Here is a 23,868-nt window from a genome sequence, read left to right as displayed (position 1 = left end):
ACACTGGAACTAAGGGCAAACGGACCTAATTCAATCAGTTTTTATACACATTTGTTATAGATTGAGTTGACCGCGCCCATTGCTCGTTGTTTATAGTGGTCTTTACCTAACTTTTACTAAGAAAAAAACACTATCAGCCGGACATTAAGCCAGCTTAAAGGCCCACGGATAGCTGGCAATCAGCGCCGTCCGTTAGTCAATATTATCACTATAACACTGTGCGCCGTTATCTGTGATTACAATGACTTTTTCTCCATTGAGGGATATGGAAGATTCAAAGAAGAGTAGTTCAACGACCTACTCGATAAAGCCAATGGCAATACTACCATCATTAAGTTAGCACTTGGTCCTTCAAAAATAATTTGTGCTTCGTACAGGTAAAAGTATCAGAAAAAATAATGAAATTACCGCTACTCCCAACCTTCTGGACTTATTGAATATAGAAGGCGTTACCGTGGCGGCCGATGCAATGGAGTATCATGTGATGCTTGCCTCTTAACACATGACCATCGTCATCGGCCTTATATTCCTGTACCCAGTGCCCAAGCAATTGGCTACTGAACTCTAACACCTTAGCCGCAAATGTGGGCGTATGCCCTTACTCCAACACTGACGTGGTCAACCAAAATTGACCAACCCAGTTAAGCTACTTTCTTCTGTTTCAATGCTGCCACTTCATACTGATTCGGACTCATATATCCTAAGTATGAATGTAACCGCATCGGATTATAAAACATCGCGATGTACTGCAAGATATCTTGCTGTGCTTCGAGACGGGTTTGATATGACTTCCAATGCACACGTTCTTGTTTCAGTGTACCGAAGAAACTCTCTACCACGGCATTATCCCAACAGTCGCCTTTTCGACTCATGCTGCCAATAAAACCATGGCCTTTCAATAATCGACGATACTGGTCACTTGCATACTGACTTCCTCTGTCAGAATGAACAATCAATCCTGGCTTCGGGCGACGTTGCCAAATCGCCATTGTCAGTGCATCGCAAACAAGCTTGGCCTTCATTCGTGAACCCATACTCCAGCCCACAACCTTCCGCGAGAACAGATCAATAACCACGGCTAAATACAACCAACCTTCACGTGTCCAGACGTAGGTAATATCGCAAACATACGCTTGGTCCGGTGCGTTAACGTCAAACTCACGGTTGAGTACATTGTCGAATACGGGCTTGTCGTGATCACTATTGGTGGTGATTTTATACTTCTTCTTGTATCGAACCTTTACGTTGGCTTCTTTCATTAACTGCCGCGTTTGCTGTCGGCCTACTGGATAACCTAAACAGTTCAATGCTCGCTGCATTCTGCGGCTACCGTATGTATGCTCACTCGCAACATCTATGGCTTCAATCCATTCGAGCATCTCAGCTTTTTCGTTATCCTTCTGCGTCTGCGGCCATTCCTGCTTCTTCATATACCGGTAGAAGCCATTTCTATTCACGCCCAACAGTCGACACATTAAATCGACTGGATAGGTCTTTTTACGTTGCGCGATGAAACGATATTTTATTTCGTTTCCTTGGCGAAAAAGACCGTCGCTTCCTTTAATATGCGCTTTTCCATTTCAAGCTGTTTGACCTGCGCTTTAAGTCGACGGATCTCTTCTTGCTCTGGTGTTAATTTACCGTTGCCCCTAAATGCTTGCCCATCATCATCTTGCTGGTATTCCTTGACCCAGCGACTGATCATCTGATTGTTAACATCTAACATTTTGGCAACATCGGTTCTGCTATGGCCTTGATCAAGCACAAGACTAACCGCATCGAGTTTAAATTCTTTGGTGTAACGCTTTCTTTCAGGCATCTCTTTCTCCAGTTAAGCTGATATTATACTCTTAACTGGACTGGTCAATTCAATTGGACCACGTCACACTAAACTGACAGCATCTAACTTAAATTCTTTGGTATACTTTTTTCATTCAGGCATTTACTCTCTCCAGATAAGGGGTGATTATACCCCTAACTGGACTGGACTGGTCAATTCAATTAGACCAAGTCACCAATTTATCTTCCTACAAGGGAAAAGTGAAAGCATTACCGTTAATTATGAAAAATATGGCAATCCATAACGCCATCCATAGAGTTATGGCTAATACTTGTTTTAACGTTTCCCATACGTTTGTTCAATAGTTATTCAAAAAAGTAAATATATGAATCAGAACAGTTTCCAAAAGACATGCACCCTTGCCTTTGATGTAATGAGGCTACAGTCGACATTATACCAACCTACCGAGTTTTGGGCTGAAGCTTCAGAGCTGCTATATGAAAACATGGTAAGCCATGGCATTGATAACTTTCGTCGTTCTCCATATCCACTTTCCTTTTTTGTTCCTACATACGGTAAGCGTGGAAATGGATTAGATAATTTTATCGAAGAAGTTATCGAACCGTTACAAAAAGAGAATCGACTCTCAACAAAACAGATACTAACACTAAACGCCATACTCAGCGGAAGAAACCAAGCAGAAGCTGATTATCGCGTGTTGCTTGCAAGCTATACTCCCGAAAGAAAGACAAACCTCTTGAATTTTTCGGAAAGCGAAGTGGGCTCTCCTATTGAGCACTTCGAGTTTGATGGAAACATGTATAGCCGTTCAGCGTTAAACTATTTGCTAGGCCTTTCATTTTTAAGCCAAAATACTTCGCTTGATAATATTAACACCGTCGTAGAGATTGGTGGTGGTTTTGGTTCGCTAGGTGAAATACTTGCGAAAACCAAAAAGCAAGTAATCTACATGGACTTCGACATTGCACCTACGCTTAACGTAGCCGATTATTATTTATCAAATGTATTCGGAAGAGATAAAGTCGGAGGTTTTCTGCAACAAGAATCCCCTAAAGACGTAGTAAAAAATAAAAGGCCAATAAGTATTTTTGGTGCATGGCAAATAGAAGACTTAGATGACCCCATAGACCTATTTGTAAACTTCATCTCTTTTCAAGAGATGGAGCCCGAGGTTGTTCAGAATTATTTAAACCATGTCGATAGAATAAAAGCAAAATGGGTTCTGCTGCGGAATATTCGAGAAGGCAAACAAACGACTAAAGAAAGCAAATATGGTGTGAATGAACCAGTTTATACCGATGATTACAAGAGAATGTTGCCAAACTATGAGCTTGTGACCAATAATGTCCGACCCTTTGGACTAAAGACAATAGATGGCTTTCATTCAGAGCTTTTATTATTAAAACGCAAGCCTTAACTTCCACAGCTGACAACTTAATGTCTCATCTATTCGACATAAAATATGTATAAACAAAATGAGTGTGATTACCAATATGCAGTCACACTCATTTAATGAGGCTAGGGAGCATCCTTTGTATTGCACCTCCCCTGCGATACCAAAAACATTAATATATGCCAAAAACCGACACTAAGTTCTCTTCTCTTATGCATGGTAAAAATCTAAACCGGTCGTCGACAGCGGTGATCATCTCGTTATCAGTTAAATACCTATCAGAAAACGCGGTATAGTAATAAGACTCATAAGTTTTATAAGCAGACAAAAATTCAAAGTCGTCGAGGTAGTCAGACAACACATCTAGCGCATCTTTTTCTACAAGTTTAGGTACGACCACTTTTATGGATTCACTACACGTAGCAGCAACTAAGGCGATAAATAATGCATAATTGTCCCTATTTTCAAACGTTCCATAATTATGGCTGTCGTTATTAAAGTATTGAGGCAAGTAAACAAGCAAAGACGCATTATTTGTATCTAATAAATATAGTAAGTCCTGCTGGTTTGTTACTATTAAACAAACTTTCTCATCATTATCCGATGATACCTCGATATCACTGCCGAAAAACTCAATGCGAAGCTTTTTACAGGTTGAAGAAAACTTTTTGAACTTTATGCCAAGTAAGTTTGAAGCGCTCTCTAATGCCGTTTTAGCGTCTTCACTACATGCCGTTAAGTTCTGCTGAGCATAATATTCAGGCACTCTGATCTGAGCACGCTCTAGTGGGCTACACGATATGAAGTCGAGTTCGTAAGGCGCAACTTCCATGCTCACGCTTGCATCAGCCAAAAACAACACCCACTGTTCTCTTATTGCGTTGAGCAGCTCTAAACATTCTGTATCGTCTGACATGTTCAGTGTTTTACTTAATACGGTATTTACGTAGTTTACCGAGCCATGCAGGTAATAAATTACTATCGGCTTGTCGTCTCTAAACAGGTCGATAATGACCTTCCTACTGTTTATTATCGCTTTTTCTGCGTCAGCTCTTTCTTTGAATGGCTTTCTCATGACTTTTTCGAGCAAGCTAAGACCGTAAAGTAAATCACTGTTTTTAATTTTGTCACCAAAACGTTGCGCAAAAACGTCCTTATCTAGCATTTGGTGTGCCGTATTTTCTATCCAGTTTATTGCTTCGGATTTTTTATGAGCATCTGAAATTATCAGAATATTTTCAGGCTCTAACGGAACAGTACGTTTTATTTTGGCGCCGTCATTTAAATTGTAGACATCAACATCAGCACTGGCGTTCTCTAACGCCAATTCAATAATGGTTTTGGACATTTTGAATTCGTACTTGGTATTGACAAACGGTCTCAAGTTACCCTCTACAGTTAAAGACGTATTGTAAGCTCGTGAATACTCAATGTATTCCGCTCCATCCTCTAAATAGTATCCGGATTGTTTTGAATGGTGGTGTCTGAGGTCAACGAAACCCAAGTCGACGCCAAAGAGATAAATTTGTTTAAAACCAAGCTCTAATGCACAGTCAATCGCAAAGTTAGAAACTGTGGGGTAAGAATATTTTAATGAGACAAATTTGTGTTCGCTAAACAAAGACTCAAGAATAAGTGTCGCTGGCTCCCCTTTTTTTAAAGACAAGAACGCGTTCTTGTACGCATTGATGACGTCGGGGTGGACACCATTACCACTGATGAGAGTGATTTTTTTTAGGTATTCTTTATCATTTATTCTGACCAACCAGTCGTAGGGCGACCTATTTACTTCCAAATCAACGTGATAATCGGGCACGATGTGGTTTTTATGCAGTACCTGTAAGGCCGTGCCACAGCTAATGACAATCGCATTCGCATGCTCTTCTCTCAAAATAGGGAGAAGGTTATCTAAGGATGGGCCATTGCCTACGATAAATACCGGTACGTCATTGAGGACGGGCGGTTTCGTTTCAGTTTTTAACAAGTATTTAAAGCTATTCTCGACTGACCACTTGCTATGCGACACGATATAGCGAGAGTTCTCAAAGTTATCACTTAACCCTATAACGAGCCTTATTTCCTCTCGTAAGTTATTGAGCGTGGGTTCAAGCACGTCGTTATCATAACTTTTGAACAAAAACATGTTCGCCAAGTTATAACTGCCTACCCTATCAAACTGAGTTAGAAAATCGCGTACTAAATTTGAACCATCGTCGCCGATATTGAGATAAATACTGCTTTCATTGGCATCCATTTTGTTAAGCAGCGCTGTCCAGTCTATTGAGTACAAAGAGGAATAGAAAAAGTCACGATTAGGCTCATAAACAAACAATTTGCCAATTTCGTGGGCGTCCAACAAACACTGCAGCTGGTAGCCATTCCCTATACCAAATAGAAGTAACGATTTAATATCCTTCTTTAAGACAGCGCTATCTGTCGTGTACTTTTTTAATTCGTTTTGAATTCTTACAACGGTGCGATAGTGAAAGTGAGGATAAAGTTTTCCACCAGTGTAGTTCAGAATTAATTCATCTCTACTCGGATTGTCCTTAAACATCGTATATATATTCTCAGACTCTTTCTTAGCATTATCACCTAATAAGTAAGATTGGTGTTTAATGTTTAGCAAATTGACTTCGCCGGCCGAGTTAGCCACTACTTGCCAATGCTGTGGAGTATATTCTGCAAATTCATCAGCAATTTCGGGAAAGTACTTTTTGAAAGCCTCCAGGTTGCGTTCGAAGGTAGTGCGATCAAGGTTATCTGGGCTCCACGACGATGACCTTACTACAGGTGTCCACTTGGGCACATAGTTTTCAAAACGAGGATTTTTTACACTTGACCTAAGATCTCCGCTTAAAGACCAATTATTGGATGCTAACTCGTCGTGGATATCATCAAACTCGCTGCAGTGATAATGAAAATAAACCAATGAGGATGAGATACCAAAGGCGCTGTGTAGTTCATTTAAGTCTGAAAAAAGCGATTTACCACTATTGGGTATTTGCAGATAAAGCGATACCTTTTTTCTTTGCGCGATGTCAAAAATGCGTGGCCACAAACCGGCATAAAGTGAACAAACCAAATAATCCACATTGGGTTCATAAACGATCATGTGCTTTATATCAGTCGCGTTTAGCAGTTCAATAAGATGCTGTCCCAGTCCTACACCAAACACCACTAGAGCGCGTTGGCTTGATGGGGCGTGAGTGACAGTCGAGCTCCCTTCAACGGTTGAGAGCTCTAACAGCTGTGGTCTCGTTAAAAACTGACCGACGTGACGAGTTATTGATTCTGATACTTGAGAACCGTAAAACACCATCCCTGAACTCGACTCCACGATGTCGAGTTCACCGTCTTTATTAACGAACACTGAGTTATGTTGGAATGTGTAGTTTTTAAGGACCTTATGAATAGAGGGAACAGTGCGCTCGAAGCTAGTTAGGCTTTTGTTGTAGTTTTTAGTAATGACCGGAAGTAGCGCTTCCTCTTTTTCCAATTGTGCTTGATCGTCTTCGATAAAAAGCTGAATGGCTTTACGCATTGTTATTTGTATCTCTTGACTGCATATTTCGCTCGTTTGAGATTTATTACCTCACTTTTTGCCTCTTCAAGCAACTGTAATGTACAAACTTCTAAGCGCTTATTCTGTTCAAGCTCTTGCGCTATAAACTTTTGCTTGCGTTCTCCGGTTAGTTTAATAATCTCTCGGCTAACAAGTTTGTGTCTTATTGAAACAAGTCTAAGTAAGGCAGTTAACTCTCCATCCGTGCCCCTTAACTCTTCTTCTATCTTGCTGTTCACTAAGCTCAAAAAAAGAGGACTAGAAGTGTGAATAAGACATATTTTTCTGTCATCATCCATTCGAGGCAGCCATGCTCTTTTTCTCGTATGCTTCTAACTTAGCGCTTTCAGGAATAGAAACCCACGCATCTCTTATCGGTTCTAACAAGCTATAAGCTTCATCGAGCTTTGAAGTATCATTGTTGAAATGCCCCTCGTTTACAGCATCGATAATATAGTCATAGAGTGCGTACAAATTTTCAGCAACCTCTCCACCGATATCAATATCCAACGTGTCTCTCAAGTACATAACAATTGACGTTGCTTTAGTCACAAGTTTAGATTTATTAACGAAATCTTTTCGCTCAATAGCGCCTTTCGCATAGGCAATTCTGTCCATGGCACCCTGAAGAAGTAATAATGTGAGCTTATGCGGATCAGCGGTAGACACATCTTGTTTTACACTTGTTTTTTGATAAGCTTTTATACCACGTAAAGACATAATGTTCTCAAACCTCTTTTAAAGCAAAGCTGCAAACAAAGCTGAACCGGTTTGGTTAAGCTGAGCTATAGTTTTATCTAAATTCACATACCTCGATCGCACAGTTTGTTCGAAGCTCGACATCCTTAACTCCAATGTTTCTCGCGCAGTATCAACACTTTCTTTTTCATCACGAGCACTGCGCTCTCTTAAACTAATCAAACCACTTGATGAAGAGTACTGTTCAATCAATTCATCAAGCCTAACAGCGATACCGTCATTCTCTTGGTTGAACAGTGCAGAAATATCGTCGAATCTATCTTCAAGAGCGTCGTCGAGCCGCGCCTGACCGGTACCTAATCCAAAATCAGTAGAGCCTATTTCTAGTCTTCCGTCTTTATTGAGCTCTATGCCCAGCTCAAATAAGCTGCTTACTGATGAACCTGAAATATCTTCACCAACGATAGTAGCTATTCCCGATTGTAAACCTCGTAATAGTGAGTCCCCTGCTAATGGACCATCACTATCCTCTTCAGTAGCTCCGTAGCGAGTAAGCTTTTCTATCTCATCGATTAATGAGTTATAGTTGCTGATAAAGCTTTTGATATTTTCTTCTACACCTTCTTTATCAAAGCCGATAGTCAATTTAGTTGCTATTTGTAAGCCGTTATTGTCGCTCGGAGACAATTCATTGACGGTAAAGGATACGTTTTGGATAGTATTTTCGAATTCGTTGCTAGCGCTCTGCACCTCAATTCCATCGATTACCGCAATAGCGTTCCTAGCCCCTTGAATGTTGTTGGCTTCAATATTATTGGTTCCACCGGTGGTTGATAAGCGATCAAGTTCGGCATTTCCGGAATCATTCGTTATTACCAAATCATTACCGGCTCCAGCTTTTTCAGACTGAATGACTAGGCGGGGTCCATCGCTAGTACCTGTATCGATAATATTTGCAGTGACGCCGAAATTATTGTCTGAGCTATTGATCAGTTCTCGAAGTTCAGAGAGCGTTGTTGATGCATCTATCTCAACTGTGAAGCTGTCATCTGCTCCAACGCTGAATGTCAGAGAACCAGTTCCTGAGGATAATAAAGTATCAGCACTGGATACAAAAGCCCCTGAATCTGTGGTAATTCGGCTCCCTGCCGCCAATTGCTGCACAGTGATATCATACGAGCCTCGCAAAGCTGACGTAGAAGCATCTGCTGAGAGCGTATCATTTTCTTCAAAAGGGTTGATTACAGAGGCTTGACGACTCTTGAGATTACTGCCGTTCCGTAGCTCTTCAATTGCATTTTGGAATTCTGAAACTTTTGACTTTATTTTTCCTAACGCTGAGATTTCAGCATCAACGGCCTTTTCCCTCGCGTTGATACGATTTTCTTTTGGTTGCCTTTCAGCTGAAATGAGTTGTCGTACTAAATCATCGAGCGCTAGGCCCGAACCAACACCAAGAGAACTTATTGACATAACTCACCTTTTACTAAACTTTATTGTTTATGAACACTCCAACACTACTTCCGATATCCTGCTGCAAATTCTGGATACGCTCTGCAAGCATCAGTATTTCCTCTGAAGGTATCTGTCTAATAACATCTCCGGAATCAGAATCAAGCACAGTTACTACTGACCGCTTAGTGTTTTCGTCTATAGAAAACGATAAGTTGCGATTTTGTCCCTGTAAAAACGACTCCACACGAGATATAGCATTACCCAATTGACTATCGTCTTCTAAGTTATTCTTTATATCGGTCGTACCTTGGATAACTTGAGGTAAATCTTGTGTTACGTTTCTTAGGTTTTCTGTATTTAAAGGCACAGACTGTGAACTTATCTCATTACTGTTACTGACTTCGCTTTGCTGAACCTGTGGCGATTGCAATGACATTTCACCTTTGACGGGTAAAGCAGTAGCAAAAACCTGACCACCTTGAGTATTTTGAATGTCCATCAACGACCTCTCTTCTTAAATGACAAAAAGGGCGCTTACATTTTAGTAAACACCCCTTGCTTTTCAACATTAAGTATAGTTGCCAAAAGTATACTTAACCGAGTAAAGACAACGCTGCCTGAGGGCGCTGATTTGCCTGACTCAAAACAGAAAGAGATGCCTGCTGAATGATTTGGTTTCTTGTTAAGTTTGCCGTTTCTGATGCGAAATCTGTGTCTCTGATTTGTGCACGCGCAGCGGACACATTTTCAGAGATACTACCTAGATTTCGGATTGTGGACTGGAATCTATTTTGAATCGCACCAAGCTCTGCTCTGGTCGAACCAATCCTAGATATAGCACTGTCAACCTGCCCCATAAGTGCCGATGCATTATCTTCAGTTGTTACGTCGCCAGTTATCGCTAGATCGGTAACGCCAAAACCAGTCCCGCCACCAATTGAAACATCAATAGTCTGACCTTCGTTGGCACCCACCAAGAAGCTAGCACTGAAACTTCCACTCAATATGGTTAAACCACCAAATTCGGTATCTGTACTAATGCGCGATATTTCTTCTTTCAGAGCTGTAACTTCTTCGTTTAAGGCATTCCTATCAGAAGTACTATTAATTCCGTTTTGCGCTTGCACCGCTAAAGTACGAATTCGCTGCAGTGCGTTCGTAGTCTCTGATAATGCTCCCTCAGCGGTTTGAGCTACAGACACTCCGTCATTGGCATTGCGACGAGCCTGGTCCAAACCTTGAATTTGAGACGTTAGTCTATCCGAAATCTGGAGACCCGCAGAATCATCTGCGGCGCTGTTGATACGGAAACCTGACGATAAACGTTCAAATGATGTACTTAACGAGTTGCTTACGTCAAATAACTGACGTTGTGCATTTAATGACGACGCATTTGTGTTTACAAATAAAGACATAAATTACCTCCTGGCGATCTGACGCGCTACTTAGCTCGGCAAGATCCTTTCAGTTCGAGTTGAATCGGTCACTACTCCGGTACAACCCCTATTCAAAAGTAAATTGAATTACCCCTCAACAAAGTTATCGACAGCATTCTGAACTTCTTTAGTATTTTTTCATTGTTTTTTACACTTGATTATCATCATATTGATTTTATAAGGTTTATTTGCAAGGTTTTTATATCAATAATTATCAGAAAAGAGATATTTGATGAAAAGAACGTGATTATTTGTCTAGCGTCCCACTATCGCCATCAAGAGAGCATATCGCGTTAACTTGGGTGTTTGAGCATGATAAGCCATGAATATAGCTTTGAAGGTAGAATTCACCTTTCAGATAAATAATGTAATCCCATAATTCAAAGTTACACATTGGTACAAAAGCTGCTTAATTTCATATGGAGCGGTTATGCTTATCTACAATTGCTTTTGGCAGGGGTTCCGGCAACAATAAAAAAAAGCCGAGACAAAAAGCCTCGGCCAACTTGCTCTAGTTAGGAGATTGAGCAAATGCTGTTTCAGTCTACGAACACATATTTATTAGGATGAACTGGCCTCTCAACCAACGCTTCTAATTACTGTTTGTAGGCCTCTTTGTATGATGGCGGCCTCTATGGCCGCCATTTTCAATAGGGAATGGCCTCTCAATTTATTCAGTTATTCCAAGAACTCTGCCCTATTAACCACCTAATAGAGACAATGCAGCTTGTGGGCGCTGATTAGCCTGAGACAAGATTGTTGTGGTAGCTTGCTGCAATATCTGGTTGCGGGTCAATTCTGCCGTCTCAGCGGCAAAGTCAGTGTCTCTGATACGCGATCTTGCCGCTGAAACATTTTCCGAAATGTTTGCAAGATTTCTTATTGTAGATTGAAACCTATTTTGAATCGCACCAAGTTCAGCTCTGGTCGAACCGATTCTAGATATAGCCGCGTCGACTTGCCCCATAAGTGTAGAGGCGTTATCTTCATTTGTTACATCGCCAGTTATCGCCAGGCCAGTGACGCCAAAGCCAGTACCGCCCCCAATTGAAACATCAATCGTCTGACCTTCGTTTGCACCTACTAAGAAGCTTGCGCTAAAACTTCCACTCAATATGGTTAAACCACCAAATTCGGTATCTGTCCCAATACGCGATATTTCCTCTTTAAGCGCGGTAACTTCCTCGTTCAATGCCACTCTGTCAGCAGTGCTGTTAATACCATTTTGCGCTTGAATAGCCAGAGTACGGATACGTTGTAGCGCATTTGTACTCTCCTGTAGTGCCCCTTCCGCTGTTTGTGCTAGTGATATACCGTCATTAGCATTACGCTGAGCCTGATCCAGCCCCTGGATCTGCGTTGTTAGCCTATCAGAAATCTGCAAACCAGCGGCATCATCTGCTGCACTATTGATACGGAAACCTGATGACAGCCTCTCAAAAGCCGTACTTAGATTATTACCTGTTGTAAACAACTGGCGCTGAGCGTTTAGTGACGACACATTAGTATTTACGAATAAACTCATTTTCTTCTCCTAACTGTTTATGGTAATTACGCTATTCTTATTGTTATGCATAATTTTTTGGTATGACTCTTGCCTTAATATAATGTCAGATTAAACTGATGCTCTATTGGCACACTACCAATAGAACTTACTGAATAGAGAATAAAGTTCTCTTTGCTAACTGGTGAGCTTGTGTCTTCAGACATCAAACCTCTCACTACCTCCTGGCTTCACTCTCGCCAGTTAGCAGCTCCAACCGTCTAGCAAGCACTCCTATTTATCGACATTAAAAAACAATTACTTTAGAAATTTTTAAACTGCACTTTTCTATCTCAAAATACTGATTTTAAAAACCTTTAATTAAATCTACTTTTTATACATTACACATATAAAGTCTTTTTTAATGCCCTAATAATGTTGTTATTAACACTTGGAAAGTAAAAACGTTTTTTATCTCTCCCTGTAATAGTTATCGTCCTATTATCAATTTTCCTTTAGTCTTTTTTTGCACTGAGTAAAACTTTTTTGATAATCAATAAAAGCACTATTTTTCAGAAACTTAATGAGAAAACAGGAGCATTAAATAGAAGTGAGCAAGAAAAAAATAAAGAACTTGGAGCATAGTTAACCCATGCGACCGTTGGACTGATGATAAAATTTGAACTTATATTCATGAAGCCCTCAGATGATAAACAGCCAACTGAAAAATTTATTGAGTTTCTAGGAGAAAAACTAATGAAATGTGTACTCCCGAATTCAGATAATAAGTGCACCACTCTTGGTTAAATGGTGAGAAGAGATAAACTGCCTATTGGTGGTACTCTGTAATCGCCAAGAAACAAGAGTAGTTACCATGAGTTACAAGCAGTTGACCAAGGGACAACGATACCAGGTAGCAGCCTACTTAGGCGAGGGGTTCCGTTACCGAGAAATTGGAAATCGTTTGAAGTGAGCCACAGTACAACTAGTCGAGAGATTCGGCGTAATAGATTTCGTGGTACACACTACCTTTCAGAGGTTGCGCAATGAAAAACGGTAAAGCGACGGCGAGGTGCAGCAAAATATCGTGTATCAGCACTAACTATTGTCTTTGTCGATTTGGGGCTGAATGAAAAGTGGAGTCCCGAGCAAATATCAGGTGTGGGTAAACTTATCGGTCACCCAGTGAGCCACGAGTGGATTTACGGCTATGTGCAACGCGATAAATTATCGGGAGGCAAGTTACACAAACAGCTGCGTCATGGCCGACGTAAGTACCGAAAAGGCAGTCGCGCGACACGCGTGATTATCCCGAACCGCGTTGGTATAGAGCATAGATCTGCCGTCGTTGATAGAAAGAGACGATTTGGTCATTGGGAAGCCGATACTGTATTAGGGAAAAATGGAACGGGTGCGATTGTGAGTTTGGTTGAGCGAAAAAGTAAGTTGATTTTAATTGGTAAGGTGCCTGTGAAGAGCGCAGCGGAGGTCAGTCGTGCAGTGATTGGTATGTTATGGCGCTATCGCAGGCATGTGCACACTATTACCGCAGACAACGGCACGGAATTTTGTGGTCACGAGCTGGTTGCTGAAAAGCTGAAAACAAGCGTCTACTTCGCCAATCCCTATTCGTCTTGGGAGCGAGGTTTAAATGAGAACTTTAACGGGTTACTGCGGCAGTACATCAGCAAAGGCAAAGACCTAAGTACAGTAACAGATGAGCAGATTGCGCAACCTGCTCTTAACTTGAGACCAAGGAAGTGCCTTGGTTATAAACAACCTGCGGTCATCTTTAACGAATTACGTAGAGCAGCCTAATTTAGTAGGTGGTGCACTTCGGACTTGAATTCGCGCTAAGTAATATCTTCAAACTTTATTAAAAAAGCCAGCAAGTAAATTAATTTCAACTTGCTGGCTTTTAGCTAGATAACAAGAATTAGGTCACTACCCCCTGGCTTCATCCTCGCCATAATCGATAGCTAAAAATGCTTATCCTAAAAGCTGTAATGCTGCCTGTGGACGCTGATTAGCCTGAGACAACACTGTTGTACTTGCTTGCTGAATAATCTGATTTCTGGTCAAATTAGCAGTCTCAGCAGCGAAATCTGTATCTCTAATTTGTGCACGTGCCGCAGATACGTTCTCAGAAATATTGCCTAGATTTCGGATTGTGGACTGGAATCTATTTTGAATCGCACCAAGTTCAGCTCTGGTCGAACCGATTCTAGATATAGCCGCGTCGACCTGCCCCATAAGTGTAGAAGCGTTATCTTCAGTCGTTACATCGCTACCTATCGCTAGGCCGGCAGCACCAAAACCAGTCCCGCCCCCAATTGAAACATCAATCGTCTGATCTTCGTTTGCACCCACTAAAAAGCTAGCGCTAAAACTACCACTCAATATGGTTAAACCACCAAATTCGGTATCTGTTCCAATACGCGATATTTCTTCTTTAAGAGCAGTAACTTCCTCGTTTAAAGCCACTCTGTCAGCAGTGCTGTTGATGCCATTTTGCGCTTGAATGGCCAAGGTACGAATACGTTGTAGCGCATTAGTAGTCTCTGACAATGCGCCCTCGGCAGTTTGAGCTACAGACACCCCGTCATTTGCATTGCGGCGAGCTTGGTCCAAACCTTGAATTTGCGACGTTAGCCTATCAGAAATCTGAAGACCTGCAGCATCATCTGCAGCGCTGTTAATGCGGAAACCTGACGATAGTCGTTCAAAAGACGTATTTAAAGAGTTACCCACATCAAACAGCTGACGCTGCGCGTTTAATGAAGACACGTTGGTATTGACAAATAAAGACATGTTGTCTCTCCTACTTTTTTAATCCAGCAACCGCTGGCAATCGGATTAACCGAAATTTTTGTTTTAGTAGCCATCAACACCTGAGGGGTAATTGATGAACTGGCTCTCTCACAAACTGTATCGACACTATGTGAATTCCCTTTAGAAAAAATTACGATTATTGCCGGTAGGGGGAAATTAGTTGCCGTCAATGCTATGGTTTTAACAATATAAATCAGAGAGTATTGATAAGAGAATCGATGTGATAAATAGCTTGAAAACAAAAAATATAAAACGCATATCGCGCTCAGCCGAACACGCAGCATTTACAGATTTATGTGAAAACCCGTTTGATGGTACATCTTCATCATTACTTTGCGTTTACAGAGAAGCAGATACGCATGTCAGCCCTAACGGTAAAATAGTGTTGTGCGAGATTGATAAAAAATCCATGACGTCTAACACCCTAAAAGAATTGCAAATACCAGGAAGTGACCTACGAGATCCCAAGTTCTCGTTTGATGGAGAATGCCTTTTCATCACCGCTTACGCAAAAACCTTGCTAGACAACGGAAGTATCTCTCGCCACATGGTGAGTTATAGCTCTACAAATGGTAAGACCTGGTCTGCCCCTAATCACTTTGGAGATGATGCTTGGTGGATTTGGAATTGTGATAGGTATAAGTCATATTTTTACGGCTTTGCCTACAACCGAGCAGCTGAATCAATCAGCCTATACAGGGGTAATCTTGATAACTCTATGCATTGCTATAGAGAAAATGTGTTTGGCTTAGAAAAATCCGGAAAAGGCTATCCCAACGAGAGCGCGCTGTTATTCGACGGTCAAGGAAACGCCAATGTTTTTTTACGACGCGATGCAGATACTTTCAGTGCACAATTTGGATTTTCTCAACCTCCCTATTCTGAATGGGAATGGCATGATTTAGGAGTTTATATTGGAGGTCCGGCAGCGGCAAAGCTGGAAAACGGAAATTTTTTGGTTGCCGGAAGACACGTCGATTGGGATAGTGAAAGTTTTTCTACAAGACTCTGGCATTTTGATACTAAAACAAAAACATTGTCAGAGTTACTCACTCTGCCAAGCAGTGGAGACACTAGCTATCCAGGGTTGGTTATTAACGACGATATTCTTTATGCCTCATATTATTCTAGTCATATTGATGGGCAATCACGCGTTTATCTCGCAAAGTTGCGCGGAGTTAAATCACTGAATATTACAAAATGACGATGGTTAGAAACCAGGCAAATTGCCTAAACAAGTATAACTTTTACGTTATTTAACTATATAGCTATTGATTTATCACTTAGTGAATTTTGCTTAGAATGTTGGTTCTCGCTAGATGAAGTTAAACAGCGATAGATTACTCACTTTAGGGAAAGTAGCTAGCGCTGCATTAAGTGCAGTTTCTTGCTTAGCAAACTCAGAAGACGCTTCCGCGTAATCAACATCTTGAATTGAAGAGCGCGATGCTTTTGCGGCTATTTCCATGTCGAGATTCGTCTCGTAGGATGATTGTGCAATATTCAAACGACTACCAATTGATGCTCTTTCAAGAGACAACCTCTCAAGACCATTATCTAGCCCAACAAGCGCATCTGCTATCGATTCTTGTAAAGCGCTATTATCGATTGTGCTATCAAGCAGGATTTCCTGAATTTCATGGATAGACTGTGCCATACTTTTCTTTTCTGGCGTATCGAGTGAGAAATCTATGTTATTGCCTGGCACAGCAGTGGCATTAAATTCCATGCCTTTTATGGTAAAGGGCTGACCAGAGGTAAAACCAACTGTATCCACCACGGCTCCAGTCCCTTGATTAACGAGCTCTGCTTGCCCACTAGCTAAAAAATTAACGCGATAATTATTATTTGCGGGTGTTACAGGGTCATAATTCTTATCAAAAAACGTATCAAAGGTACCCTGCTCTTTCACCGAGGCGCTTTCTAAGCTCGTAACAGAATTGCCGGTTACAGAAAACTTGAAACGAGAAAGTACATTTTCAAATACTTCATACCCATTACTTGTTGATTGGATTTTAGAGCTATTCGATAACTGAATGAAACTCACACCAGCATCTCCTGAAAAGGATATTGCGTTTCCGTTAGCCGCTGGATTAAATGTAAATGCCTGATTTCCAGATTGGTATCCTGCGTATAGGTAATTACCATCAGCATCTTGTGTGTTCATTAAATCAAACACTTCTAACTTTATTTGCTCTAACTCAGCGCCAATAGCTCGCTTATCAGGATCGGCTAAAATACCATTACCAGATTGAACAATAAGGGTTCGAGCTCTGTTAATTGAGTTTGTAATATTGGTAAGCACAGCTTCTTGTTGTTCAAGAGAACCAGTCACCAAGTCATTATTTCGTTGAAACTGAGTAAGTTCATCAATTTCTTCCGTCAAGCGAAGCACCTTCGCAGCACCTACAGGGTCATCACTGGGTGTAATGATACGATTTCCCGACGCCAACTGCTCTTGGGTCTTAGATAGCTCTCCCTGATTATTCATGATAGAGCGGATATTTTGATCATAAATTTGGTTTGTAGAAATGCGCATTTTTTAACTACCTCGCAGACTGTAATATGGTGTTAAAAAGCTCTTGTGCTGTGGTGAGAATGCGGGCTGCAGCGGCATAGCTTTGCTGATACTTTATTAAGTTAGCGGCTTCTTCATCTAAACTTACCCCAGAGACAGACTGAAACCAGTTTTCTGATTGCACTTGCATAGCCTCTGCAGAAGCTAGCGACACTTTTGCCATAGATGCATCTTCACCAATTCTTCCTACCATAGAGGCGTAGGCATCTTGAAAGGTTCGCTGTGTATTTGTTGCCTCGCTACTTACCTGAACAAGGTTTTCGTTTTGTAGTGCTGCTAAATTTAATGCGTTGCTGTTATCGTTAAATCCATCAGTGTTGTACTCTATCGAAAAGCTATCCCCTGCTCTTGGCACGCCATCTAAACTTATATCAAAACCAGGCGCAGGAGTTATTCCAGCTTGGCCTATAAGGTTGTTTAAATCAGAAATGCCCGACACCGATGCTACTACAGAACCTGTGCCATCAATTACGTCGTAGGAATCCACCGCGGTAAACCGAATCTGCGCGGGCGCGGTGTTAAGTAATCCACCTGCACCGTCGAATGCCGAAGTTCCAACCTCTGTATTGTTCACCGAAACATTAACAACATTGGCATCTCCGAGGTTTGTATTATCGGCTTGGCCGCGAATGGGTGTAGCGAACGCAAGATCCTCAGGTCGAGTAGTGTTAAAGTCGATTTTTGACGCAATAGTTTTCGTAGGTTGAATCAAGAACTCGTTGCCAACCGTGTAACTAGAAGTTCCTGAGAAATCTACTTCTATTCCACCAGGTAGCTCATTAAAGCCCGATGACACTGCAAAATTGGAAAATACGACATCGTTGCCTGAGCCATCTTTCTTTGGCGTACCGTCAGCGTTTAACAGCGTGATTTCAATTTCTGAAGGGACACCAGCCGATACCGCTGTTACTTCAACCTTGTAATCTGCATCCGTTAATTGCGAGCCCATTCCCTCGGTGACTTGTGCAGTGACAATATAATCACCATTAGTGTCTTCATATGCTAAGCCTCTGAATGTAGGAATATCAAAAATATTGCCACCCAACTGGCCATCTAGGTCCATACCAAGTTTATTTTGTTGGTTCATCGAGTCAGCAAACGCTACGGATAATTGCCCTACATCACGCATCGTTGGCCCAAGCACTTCATTTCTGTATTTGAACAGGCCGCCTAAGGCTCCGCCTAAGTCACTTTCTTGTACTCGCAAAGAGGCATCGCCTTTGGTCTGAGAACCAAAATTAGTCTCAAGAGTTAACTGCTTTAACGATAAATCTGCATCCGTATTGACTTCGAATAAATTGAACGCACCATCCTCTAGTACCAGCGATTCTCCTGAGGTGAGATTAATTGTTATAGCACCGTTTTGCGATTGACTCTCTTTTACATTAATCCCTATTATTGATGATAACTCATCAACTGCCTTATCGCGTTCGTTAAGAAGCGCGCTGGGTTGGTCGCTTGTACTGTTTCCGTTGGCAATTACAATGTTCCTATTCAGGTCGCCAATATTGCCAATTAGGGTATTTGCTCTGTTTACTAAAGACGTGAACTCTAGATTTAGCTCTTCCTCTTTTTCAATCATGTAATCGGAAAGTGTTCTCATACGCTGAAGTAGAGATTCAGATTTGCCCAATACTTGCTCTCGAGATGCTAAATTTGTTGGATCATCAGCAGCAGTTTGCAGTGCTGAAAAGTATTCACTCAAGCCTTTCGAAATTGAATTAGCATCTCCAGCAAGGAGAGTATCGATTGCTGAAGTTTTTGAAGAAAACGCCTCTAGTTCGCCTACCGCAGTAATATCTCTGCGTAGCTGACTTTGCGCAAAGACATTAATAACTCGCTCTGTGTTTCCAATTTCAACACCAAAAACTTGACTGTTATTTAGCTCAGTGCGCTCGCGAACATAGCCAGGTGTGTTGACATTTGCAATGTTATTACTGGTTGTTTGCAGCAGCTTTCCGCTAGCATTAACACCGCTAGTGGCAAGGGAAAATAAATCTACTGAACTCATATGTTTTATCTCCCTTATTTCGGCGGTACGAGGTTGTTAAGTCGATCGCTGTTATAAACAGCCATAATCTTATCCGCGTATTGCGGATCCGTAGCGTAACCTGCTTCTTGCAGCGCTTTTGTATACCCTTGTGCGTTGTGACCAGTTTTCACCGCATCACTGTAACGTGGTTGGCTGGCAATAAATCTACCGTAGTCGTCCATTGCCTCCCCTATAGACTCGTATGATCTGAATGCCGCTTTTTGCTTTTGCGGTACCAAACCATTAAATTCAAGGGTATCAACAACGGCTTGCTCGCCTTTCCAATCGCTGCTCGCTTTTATTCCAAAAAGGTTGTGCGAGCTTTTACCGTCTGCCAAATGGATAACAAATTTTCCCCAGCCAGTCTCAACTGCAGCTTGAGACACAATGGCTTTTGCATCTAAACCATACTTTGCTGCTATTTTTTCCGCATGAGGCATTAGCGACTTTACAAACTGCTCAGGACTGTCAAACATCGCATCTTTATGTGCGCTCTTTGTACCTACTGAGTGCGAATCTAGGGCTATATCTTGCGCATGTGCAACAAATTTTGCTCTATCTGTATTCAGCGATGAAAGGTTGCCATCACTACGGATAACGCTTGCTGGCGTGTAGCTATCTTCAGTGCGCCCTAATTGTTTTACAATTACATCTGCTAATCCCATACCGCCGTTTGCGGTAAGGTCGGTGGCTAACTGCTGGTCGTGCATATCACGGTAGAACTTTACCTGCTGAGAATTGAATGGGCTGTCTTCATCAGCTAGCGCATCTTGCGCCTTACGCATCGACTTAAGCATCATCTGTACAAAAATCGCTTCAAACTGTTCTGCTGCTTCTTGCAAAACAGTTTCATCGCCCGACGCAATGGCTTCGCGCATCTTATTGATACTGCCCATGTCGTGAACGTTGCGAGCCATATCTAGCTGGCCTTTCGTACTGAGTGAATCCATTAGCTATTACCCTTAAATGATAATCAGTTCACCGCGCAACGCGCCGGCTTGTCTTAATGCTTCTAGGATTGCCATTAAGTCGCCCGGCGCTGCGCCTACTTCATTAACCGCTCGCACTAGCTGATCAAGCGTTACCCCAGGTTCAAACTTAAACATGCGACTATCCGCTAAATCTACGTCTACAATGGACTGTGTGGTAACTGCTGTCTCGCCGTCGGCAAATGCATTAGGCTGAGCTACTTGCTGATTTTCAGAAATAGTTACAGTAAGCCCGCCATGTGTAATAGCCGCTGGTAAAAGCCTGACTTCACTGCCAATGACGATGGTTCCCGTACGGCTATTTATCACCACGCGGGCAGGAGCATCTGCTGGTGTGAACTCGAAGTTTTCTAATGTGGCTAAAAAGCCAACTCTCTGACCGGCATCGCGAGGGGCTGTTACTCTTACCGATGCAGCATCAATGGGAGTAGCAATAACGTACCCACTTTCAGGGCTTGCGCCTAAACGCTCGTTAATTGTGTCTGCCAAAGACTTAGCCGTAGTGAAATCAGGGTAATGTAAGTTGAGTGTTAATGAATCACCGTTGGCAAAACCACTTGGAACTGCTCGCTCCACCATTGCGCCGTTTGGGATTCGTCCAACGGTTGGCGTATTTACGACAATTCGTGAACCGTCTCCACCCTCGGCACCAAAGCCGCTAACCACAAGGCTACCCTGCGCTACCGCATAGACTTCGCCATTTACACCGCGAAGAAATGTTTGTAATAAAGAGCCGCCTTGAAGGCTTTTCGCTTCACCCACTGACGACACTGTCACGTCAATGGTTTGGCCTGGCTTACTAAATGCGGGAAGCTCCGCGTGTACTGCAACGGCCGCAACATTTCGGACGTTTGGCCGAATATTAGGGTCCATCCTAATTCCAAAATTAGCCAGCATCGTTCTAAAGCTTTGCTCGGTAAACGGGTTCTGCTCACCGGTACCTGGAAGTCCTACAACCAAGCCGTAGCCAATAAGCTGGTTAGAACGGACGCCTTGGATAGACGCAACGTCTTTTATTCTTTGCGCACTCGCCGCGCCTGAAAGACCTGAAAGACATAATGCAATAATGAGAACCACTAAAGAGCGCATAACAAAACCCACCATATTAAAGAGGCCACCAAGGAGAAGAGAAAAACTTCGCTAACCAGCCCTTTTCTTGCGCACTAGCAAATGAACCAGTACCGCTATATTGAATTCTTGCATTGGCAATACGTGTAGATTGCACTTGGTTATCGGGGTCTATATCAAGGGGCCTGACTATCCCAGTAAGTCGAATGTATTCATCTCCATGGTTTAGGGTCATCCACTTTTCTCCCCTTACTACAAGATTACTATTAGGCAATACATCTACCACAGTAACGGATATGCTACCTTGAAGACTGTTAGTTTGATTAGCTGCGGCGTCTCCAGCAAAGTCATTAGAGCCATCAATGCCAAGTTGAATTGATTCGGAGCCAATATTTACCGCATTGCCTCCAAGACCAATGATGGGATCAAGCTCGGCAGAAGTTTCTCTCGACGTTGTGGTATTTGCGGACTTTGTAGCAGCAGTATTTTCACTGAGCACAACGGTGATAATGTCACCGATTTGGCGCGCTGTAACATCTGAATAAAGGCTTCTCGCTAAATGTCCACGGAACAAGGAACCATCCTCTATGATAGTTTCTTTCGGATAGTCTGGAATAATAGGAGCGTAAAAAGGATCATTCGCTTGTATTGGTTGCTCTGGCGTACTCTCACACCCAGATAGCGTAGCTAATACAACAAGAGCAAATAACAAGAAGCCAAAACGATGCATAATAAGCACTCCTACAACTGCTGAATAACTTGTCCGAGCATCTGATCCACTGATGAAATAACTTTCGAGTTCATTTCATACAGACGCTGGCTCTCAATCAAGTTAACCAATTCTTCAGTCACATTTACGTTAGACGTTTCAAGCGCACCTTGCGCTAACATTCCAAGTCCCTGAAGCCCTGGAACGCCTCGCACCGGAAACCCACTAGATACTGTTTCTGCATAAAGATTCTGACCTATAGGCTGTAATCCCGTGGGGTTCACAAAATCAGCGATATTTATCTGACCTAACTGTTGAGGTTGCGCTTGCCCGCGAATACTCACGCTTACCTGACCATCTTGAGAAATAGTAATCTGCTGTGCATCTGGCGGAATTGTAATTTGAGGTTGAAGCAAATAACCGGCGCCAGACGTTACAATTTGTCCTTGATCATTTAGACCAAACTGTCCATTACGACTGTACGCTGTTGTGCCATCGGGCTGCAAAATTTCGAAATAACCACGTCCTTGAATAGATAAATCTAACGCATTATCTGTGGTAAGCAGGTTTCCTTGTGTATGAGCCTTCTGTGTTGAAACAACTTTCGACCCAGAGCCTAGCATGAGGCCTGAAGGCAGCTCGGTATCCGCAGATGAGCGTCCGCCAGGCTGGTTAATGTTCTGATAGAGTAAATCTTCAAACACGGCGCGATCTTTTTTGAAACCTACCGTAGAAGCATTTGCTAAGTTGTTAGAAACCACAGACACATCGGTTTGAGCGGCATCTAATCCGGTTTTACTAATCCACAGTGCTGGGTGCATGTTAACCTCCAAACAACGCGACATTGCGCGCCATTATTTATCAAAAAAAGAGTGACTATAAAATTCGCAACATCATGTTGCCGCGGGTATCGAGTTCTTCCGCTTGCTTCATTACTTTAACTTGCAGCTCGTAGTGACGCTGCAGACTGATCATATCTACCATTTCTTCAACGGCGTTAACGTTAGACCCCTCTAACATGCCAGACATGACTTTTACATTGGCTGACGGGTCTGCAACCGAACCGTCTTTCATATGAAATAAACCGTCTGTGCCTCTTTCCATATCGGCATAGTTAGAACTAACAAGTTTAATTCTGCCTACCGTTTCTATAACGTTAGCCGGTGCCCCAACCTGTCTCATGGATAGCGTACCGTCCGTCGCAATAGTAAGGTTATCTAATGGCACCGGAAGAAAAAGTGGACCGTTATCACCTAACACAGCCCGCCCATTTACGTCTGTCAATATTCCGTCACTACCCAATTTGAAGTTGCCGTTTCGAGAGTAGGCTTCTTGACCGTTTTCATCTTGAACTGCAAACCAACCGTCACCCTGTATCGCTACATCTAAGTCGCGATCGGTTTTAATCATCGGACCTGATTCATAGTTGTTTGATGGACTCTCTGTCATTGAAAAAACGCGGGTAGGCAAACCTTCGCCGTACGCCGGCATTGCTCTAGCCTGCTCTAGCTGAGCACGAAAACCTGTCGTTTGCGCATTGGCTAAGTTATTAGAGCGAATCCCCGTTGCCATAAGGTCTTGAGACGCACCGCTAGCTGCAATATAGAGAAGTTTATCCATGACTGACTTTTGACTCTGTTCAAACCATACACAGTTGTTGCAAAGGCAGTGCCACATTGCTTTGCTCTAGATAAGGAGTGAAAAACTAGAAGAGGTCATATTGTTTTACAAAGAGATTTTTGAAATAAAAAAGCCGTAGATGACATCTACGGCTCAGTTTTTTTACTTAAGAAGAGCAACTTACTTAGGAAGAGCAACCCACAAAAGC

General features: G+C 42.3%; 19 protein-coding genes and 1 pseudogene. 4 read left to right on the top strand and 16 right to left on the bottom strand.

Features of this window, described 5'->3' with window-relative positions; translation table 11 throughout:
- The first annotated feature begins 132 nt into the window (after positions 1-132).
- Positions 133-288 (top strand): transposase family protein, encoded by a 156-nt coding sequence (locus CW735_RS20095; protein ID WP_157812730.1) that lies wholly within the window; start codon positions 133-135, stop codon positions 286-288.
- A gap of 353 nt (positions 289-641) precedes the next feature.
- Here the strand turns inward: CW735_RS20095 and CW735_RS04995 are convergent.
- Positions 642-1,819, bottom strand: a protein-coding gene (locus CW735_RS04995) for an IS3 family transposase (RefSeq protein WP_100970927.1) whose coding sequence is annotated in 2 segments (ribosomal slippage) — positions 642-1,570 and positions 1,570-1,819 — 1,179 coding nt in all. Because the reading frame shifts where the segments join, the coding sequence is not laid out codon by codon here.
- A 346-nt stretch (positions 1,820-2,165) separates the two neighbouring features.
- Between CW735_RS04995 and CW735_RS04990 the strand changes: the two genes are divergently transcribed.
- Positions 2,166-3,218: a putative sugar O-methyltransferase gene (locus CW735_RS04990; RefSeq protein WP_100971177.1), complete on the top strand. Its 1,053-nt coding sequence runs from the start codon at positions 2,166-2,168 to the stop codon at positions 3,216-3,218.
- 148 nt (positions 3,219-3,366) lie between these two features.
- On the opposite strand, the gene CW735_RS04985 is transcribed toward CW735_RS04990, so the two are convergent.
- The 7 genes from CW735_RS04985 to CW735_RS04955 all read right to left on the bottom strand — a co-directional run bounded on the left by CW735_RS04985 (position 3,367) and on the right by CW735_RS04955 (position 11,874).
- On the bottom strand, positions 3,367-6,738 hold the full coding sequence (locus tag CW735_RS04985; protein WP_100971175.1) for a motility associated factor glycosyltransferase family protein: 3,372 nt from the start codon (positions 6,736-6,738) through the stop codon (positions 3,367-3,369).
- A gap of 2 nt (positions 6,739-6,740) precedes the next feature.
- Complete coding sequence (locus CW735_RS04980) at positions 6,741-7,058, bottom strand: hypothetical protein (protein WP_100971173.1); 318 nt, start codon at positions 7,056-7,058, stop codon at positions 6,741-6,743.
- A complete protein-coding gene (gene fliS, locus CW735_RS04975) occupies positions 7,051-7,479 on the bottom strand; it encodes a flagellar export chaperone FliS (protein WP_100971171.1) in 429 nt (142 codons plus the stop codon). The genes CW735_RS04980 and fliS overlap by 8 nt, the downstream gene beginning before the upstream one ends.
- A gap of 18 nt (positions 7,480-7,497) precedes the next feature.
- Entirely contained in the window at positions 7,498-8,931 is a 1,434-nt protein-coding gene (gene fliD, locus CW735_RS04970; RefSeq protein ID WP_100971169.1) for a flagellar filament capping protein FliD, read from the bottom strand.
- Between the two features lie 13 nt (positions 8,932-8,944).
- Positions 8,945-9,412, bottom strand: a complete 468-nt coding sequence (locus CW735_RS04965) for a flagellar protein FlaG (protein WP_100971167.1) — start codon at positions 9,410-9,412, stop codon at positions 8,945-8,947.
- A gap of 94 nt (positions 9,413-9,506) precedes the next feature.
- Positions 9,507-10,328, bottom strand: coding sequence for a flagellin N-terminal helical domain-containing protein (locus CW735_RS04960; RefSeq protein ID WP_100971165.1), 822 nt, complete (start codon positions 10,326-10,328; stop codon positions 9,507-9,509).
- A gap of 721 nt (positions 10,329-11,049) precedes the next feature.
- Positions 11,050-11,874 carry a flagellin N-terminal helical domain-containing protein gene (locus tag CW735_RS04955; RefSeq protein ID WP_100971163.1) on the bottom strand — a complete coding sequence of 275 codons (825 nt, stop codon included), beginning with the start codon at positions 11,872-11,874 and terminating at the stop codon, positions 11,050-11,052.
- A gap of 832 nt (positions 11,875-12,706) precedes the next feature.
- On the opposite strand from CW735_RS04955, the pseudogene CW735_RS04950 reads away from it, so the two are divergent.
- Positions 12,707-13,650: pseudogene (locus tag CW735_RS04950) on the top strand (IS30 family transposase).
- Between the two features lie 171 nt (positions 13,651-13,821).
- Here the strand turns inward: CW735_RS04950 and CW735_RS04945 are convergent.
- Positions 13,822-14,643, bottom strand: coding sequence for a flagellin N-terminal helical domain-containing protein (locus CW735_RS04945; protein WP_100971161.1), 822 nt, complete (start codon positions 14,641-14,643; stop codon positions 13,822-13,824).
- Between the two features lie 241 nt (positions 14,644-14,884).
- On the opposite strand from CW735_RS04945, the gene CW735_RS04940 reads away from it, so the two are divergent.
- Positions 14,885-15,868 carry a hypothetical protein gene (locus CW735_RS04940; RefSeq protein WP_100971159.1) on the top strand — a complete coding sequence of 328 codons (984 nt, stop codon included), beginning with the start codon at positions 14,885-14,887 and terminating at the stop codon, positions 15,866-15,868.
- Between the two features lie 111 nt (positions 15,869-15,979).
- Here the strand turns inward: CW735_RS04940 and flgL are convergent, their stop codons facing one another.
- Genes flgL through flgF form a run of 7 tightly spaced genes read right to left on the bottom strand, consistent with a single transcriptional unit; the run spans position 15,980 to position 23,660 of the window.
- On the bottom strand, positions 15,980-17,203 hold the full coding sequence (gene flgL / locus CW735_RS04935; RefSeq protein WP_100971157.1) for a flagellar hook-associated protein FlgL: 1,224 nt from the start codon (positions 17,201-17,203) through the stop codon (positions 15,980-15,982).
- A 7-nt stretch (positions 17,204-17,210) separates the two neighbouring features.
- Entirely contained in the window at positions 17,211-19,253 is a 2,043-nt protein-coding gene (flgK, locus tag CW735_RS04930) for a flagellar hook-associated protein FlgK (RefSeq protein WP_100971155.1), read from the bottom strand.
- Between the two features lie 14 nt (positions 19,254-19,267).
- Positions 19,268-20,224, bottom strand: coding sequence for a flagellar assembly peptidoglycan hydrolase FlgJ (gene flgJ, locus CW735_RS04925; RefSeq protein WP_100971153.1), 957 nt, complete (start codon positions 20,222-20,224; stop codon positions 19,268-19,270).
- A gap of 12 nt (positions 20,225-20,236) precedes the next feature.
- Positions 20,237-21,352 carry a flagellar basal body P-ring protein FlgI gene (locus tag CW735_RS04920; protein WP_071981255.1) on the bottom strand — a complete coding sequence of 372 codons (1,116 nt, stop codon included), beginning with the start codon at positions 21,350-21,352 and terminating at the stop codon, positions 20,237-20,239.
- Positions 21,353-21,368: 16 nt separating this feature from the next.
- The gene (gene flgH / locus CW735_RS04915) at positions 21,369-22,061 is read right to left on the bottom strand and encodes a flagellar basal body L-ring protein FlgH (RefSeq protein WP_071979696.1); all 693 of its coding nucleotides are present in this window, start codon (positions 22,059-22,061) and stop codon (positions 21,369-21,371) included.
- 11 nt (positions 22,062-22,072) lie between these two features.
- Complete coding sequence (flgG, locus tag CW735_RS04910) at positions 22,073-22,861, bottom strand: flagellar basal-body rod protein FlgG (protein WP_071979697.1); 789 nt, start codon at positions 22,859-22,861, stop codon at positions 22,073-22,075.
- A gap of 55 nt (positions 22,862-22,916) precedes the next feature.
- The gene (gene flgF, locus CW735_RS04905) at positions 22,917-23,660 is read right to left on the bottom strand and encodes a flagellar basal-body rod protein FlgF (RefSeq protein ID WP_071979698.1); all 744 of its coding nucleotides are present in this window, start codon (positions 23,658-23,660) and stop codon (positions 22,917-22,919) included.
- Between the last annotated feature and the right edge of the window lie 208 nt (positions 23,661-23,868).

The sequence above is a fragment of the Alteromonas sp. MB-3u-76 genome, assembly GCF_002831605.1.
In the GTDB taxonomy this organism is placed as follows: domain Bacteria; phylum Pseudomonadota; class Gammaproteobacteria; order Enterobacterales; family Alteromonadaceae; genus Alteromonas; species Alteromonas hispanica.
The sequence above is the reverse complement of the archived record's forward strand: the minus strand, read 5'-3'. Positions and strand labels throughout refer to the sequence as shown.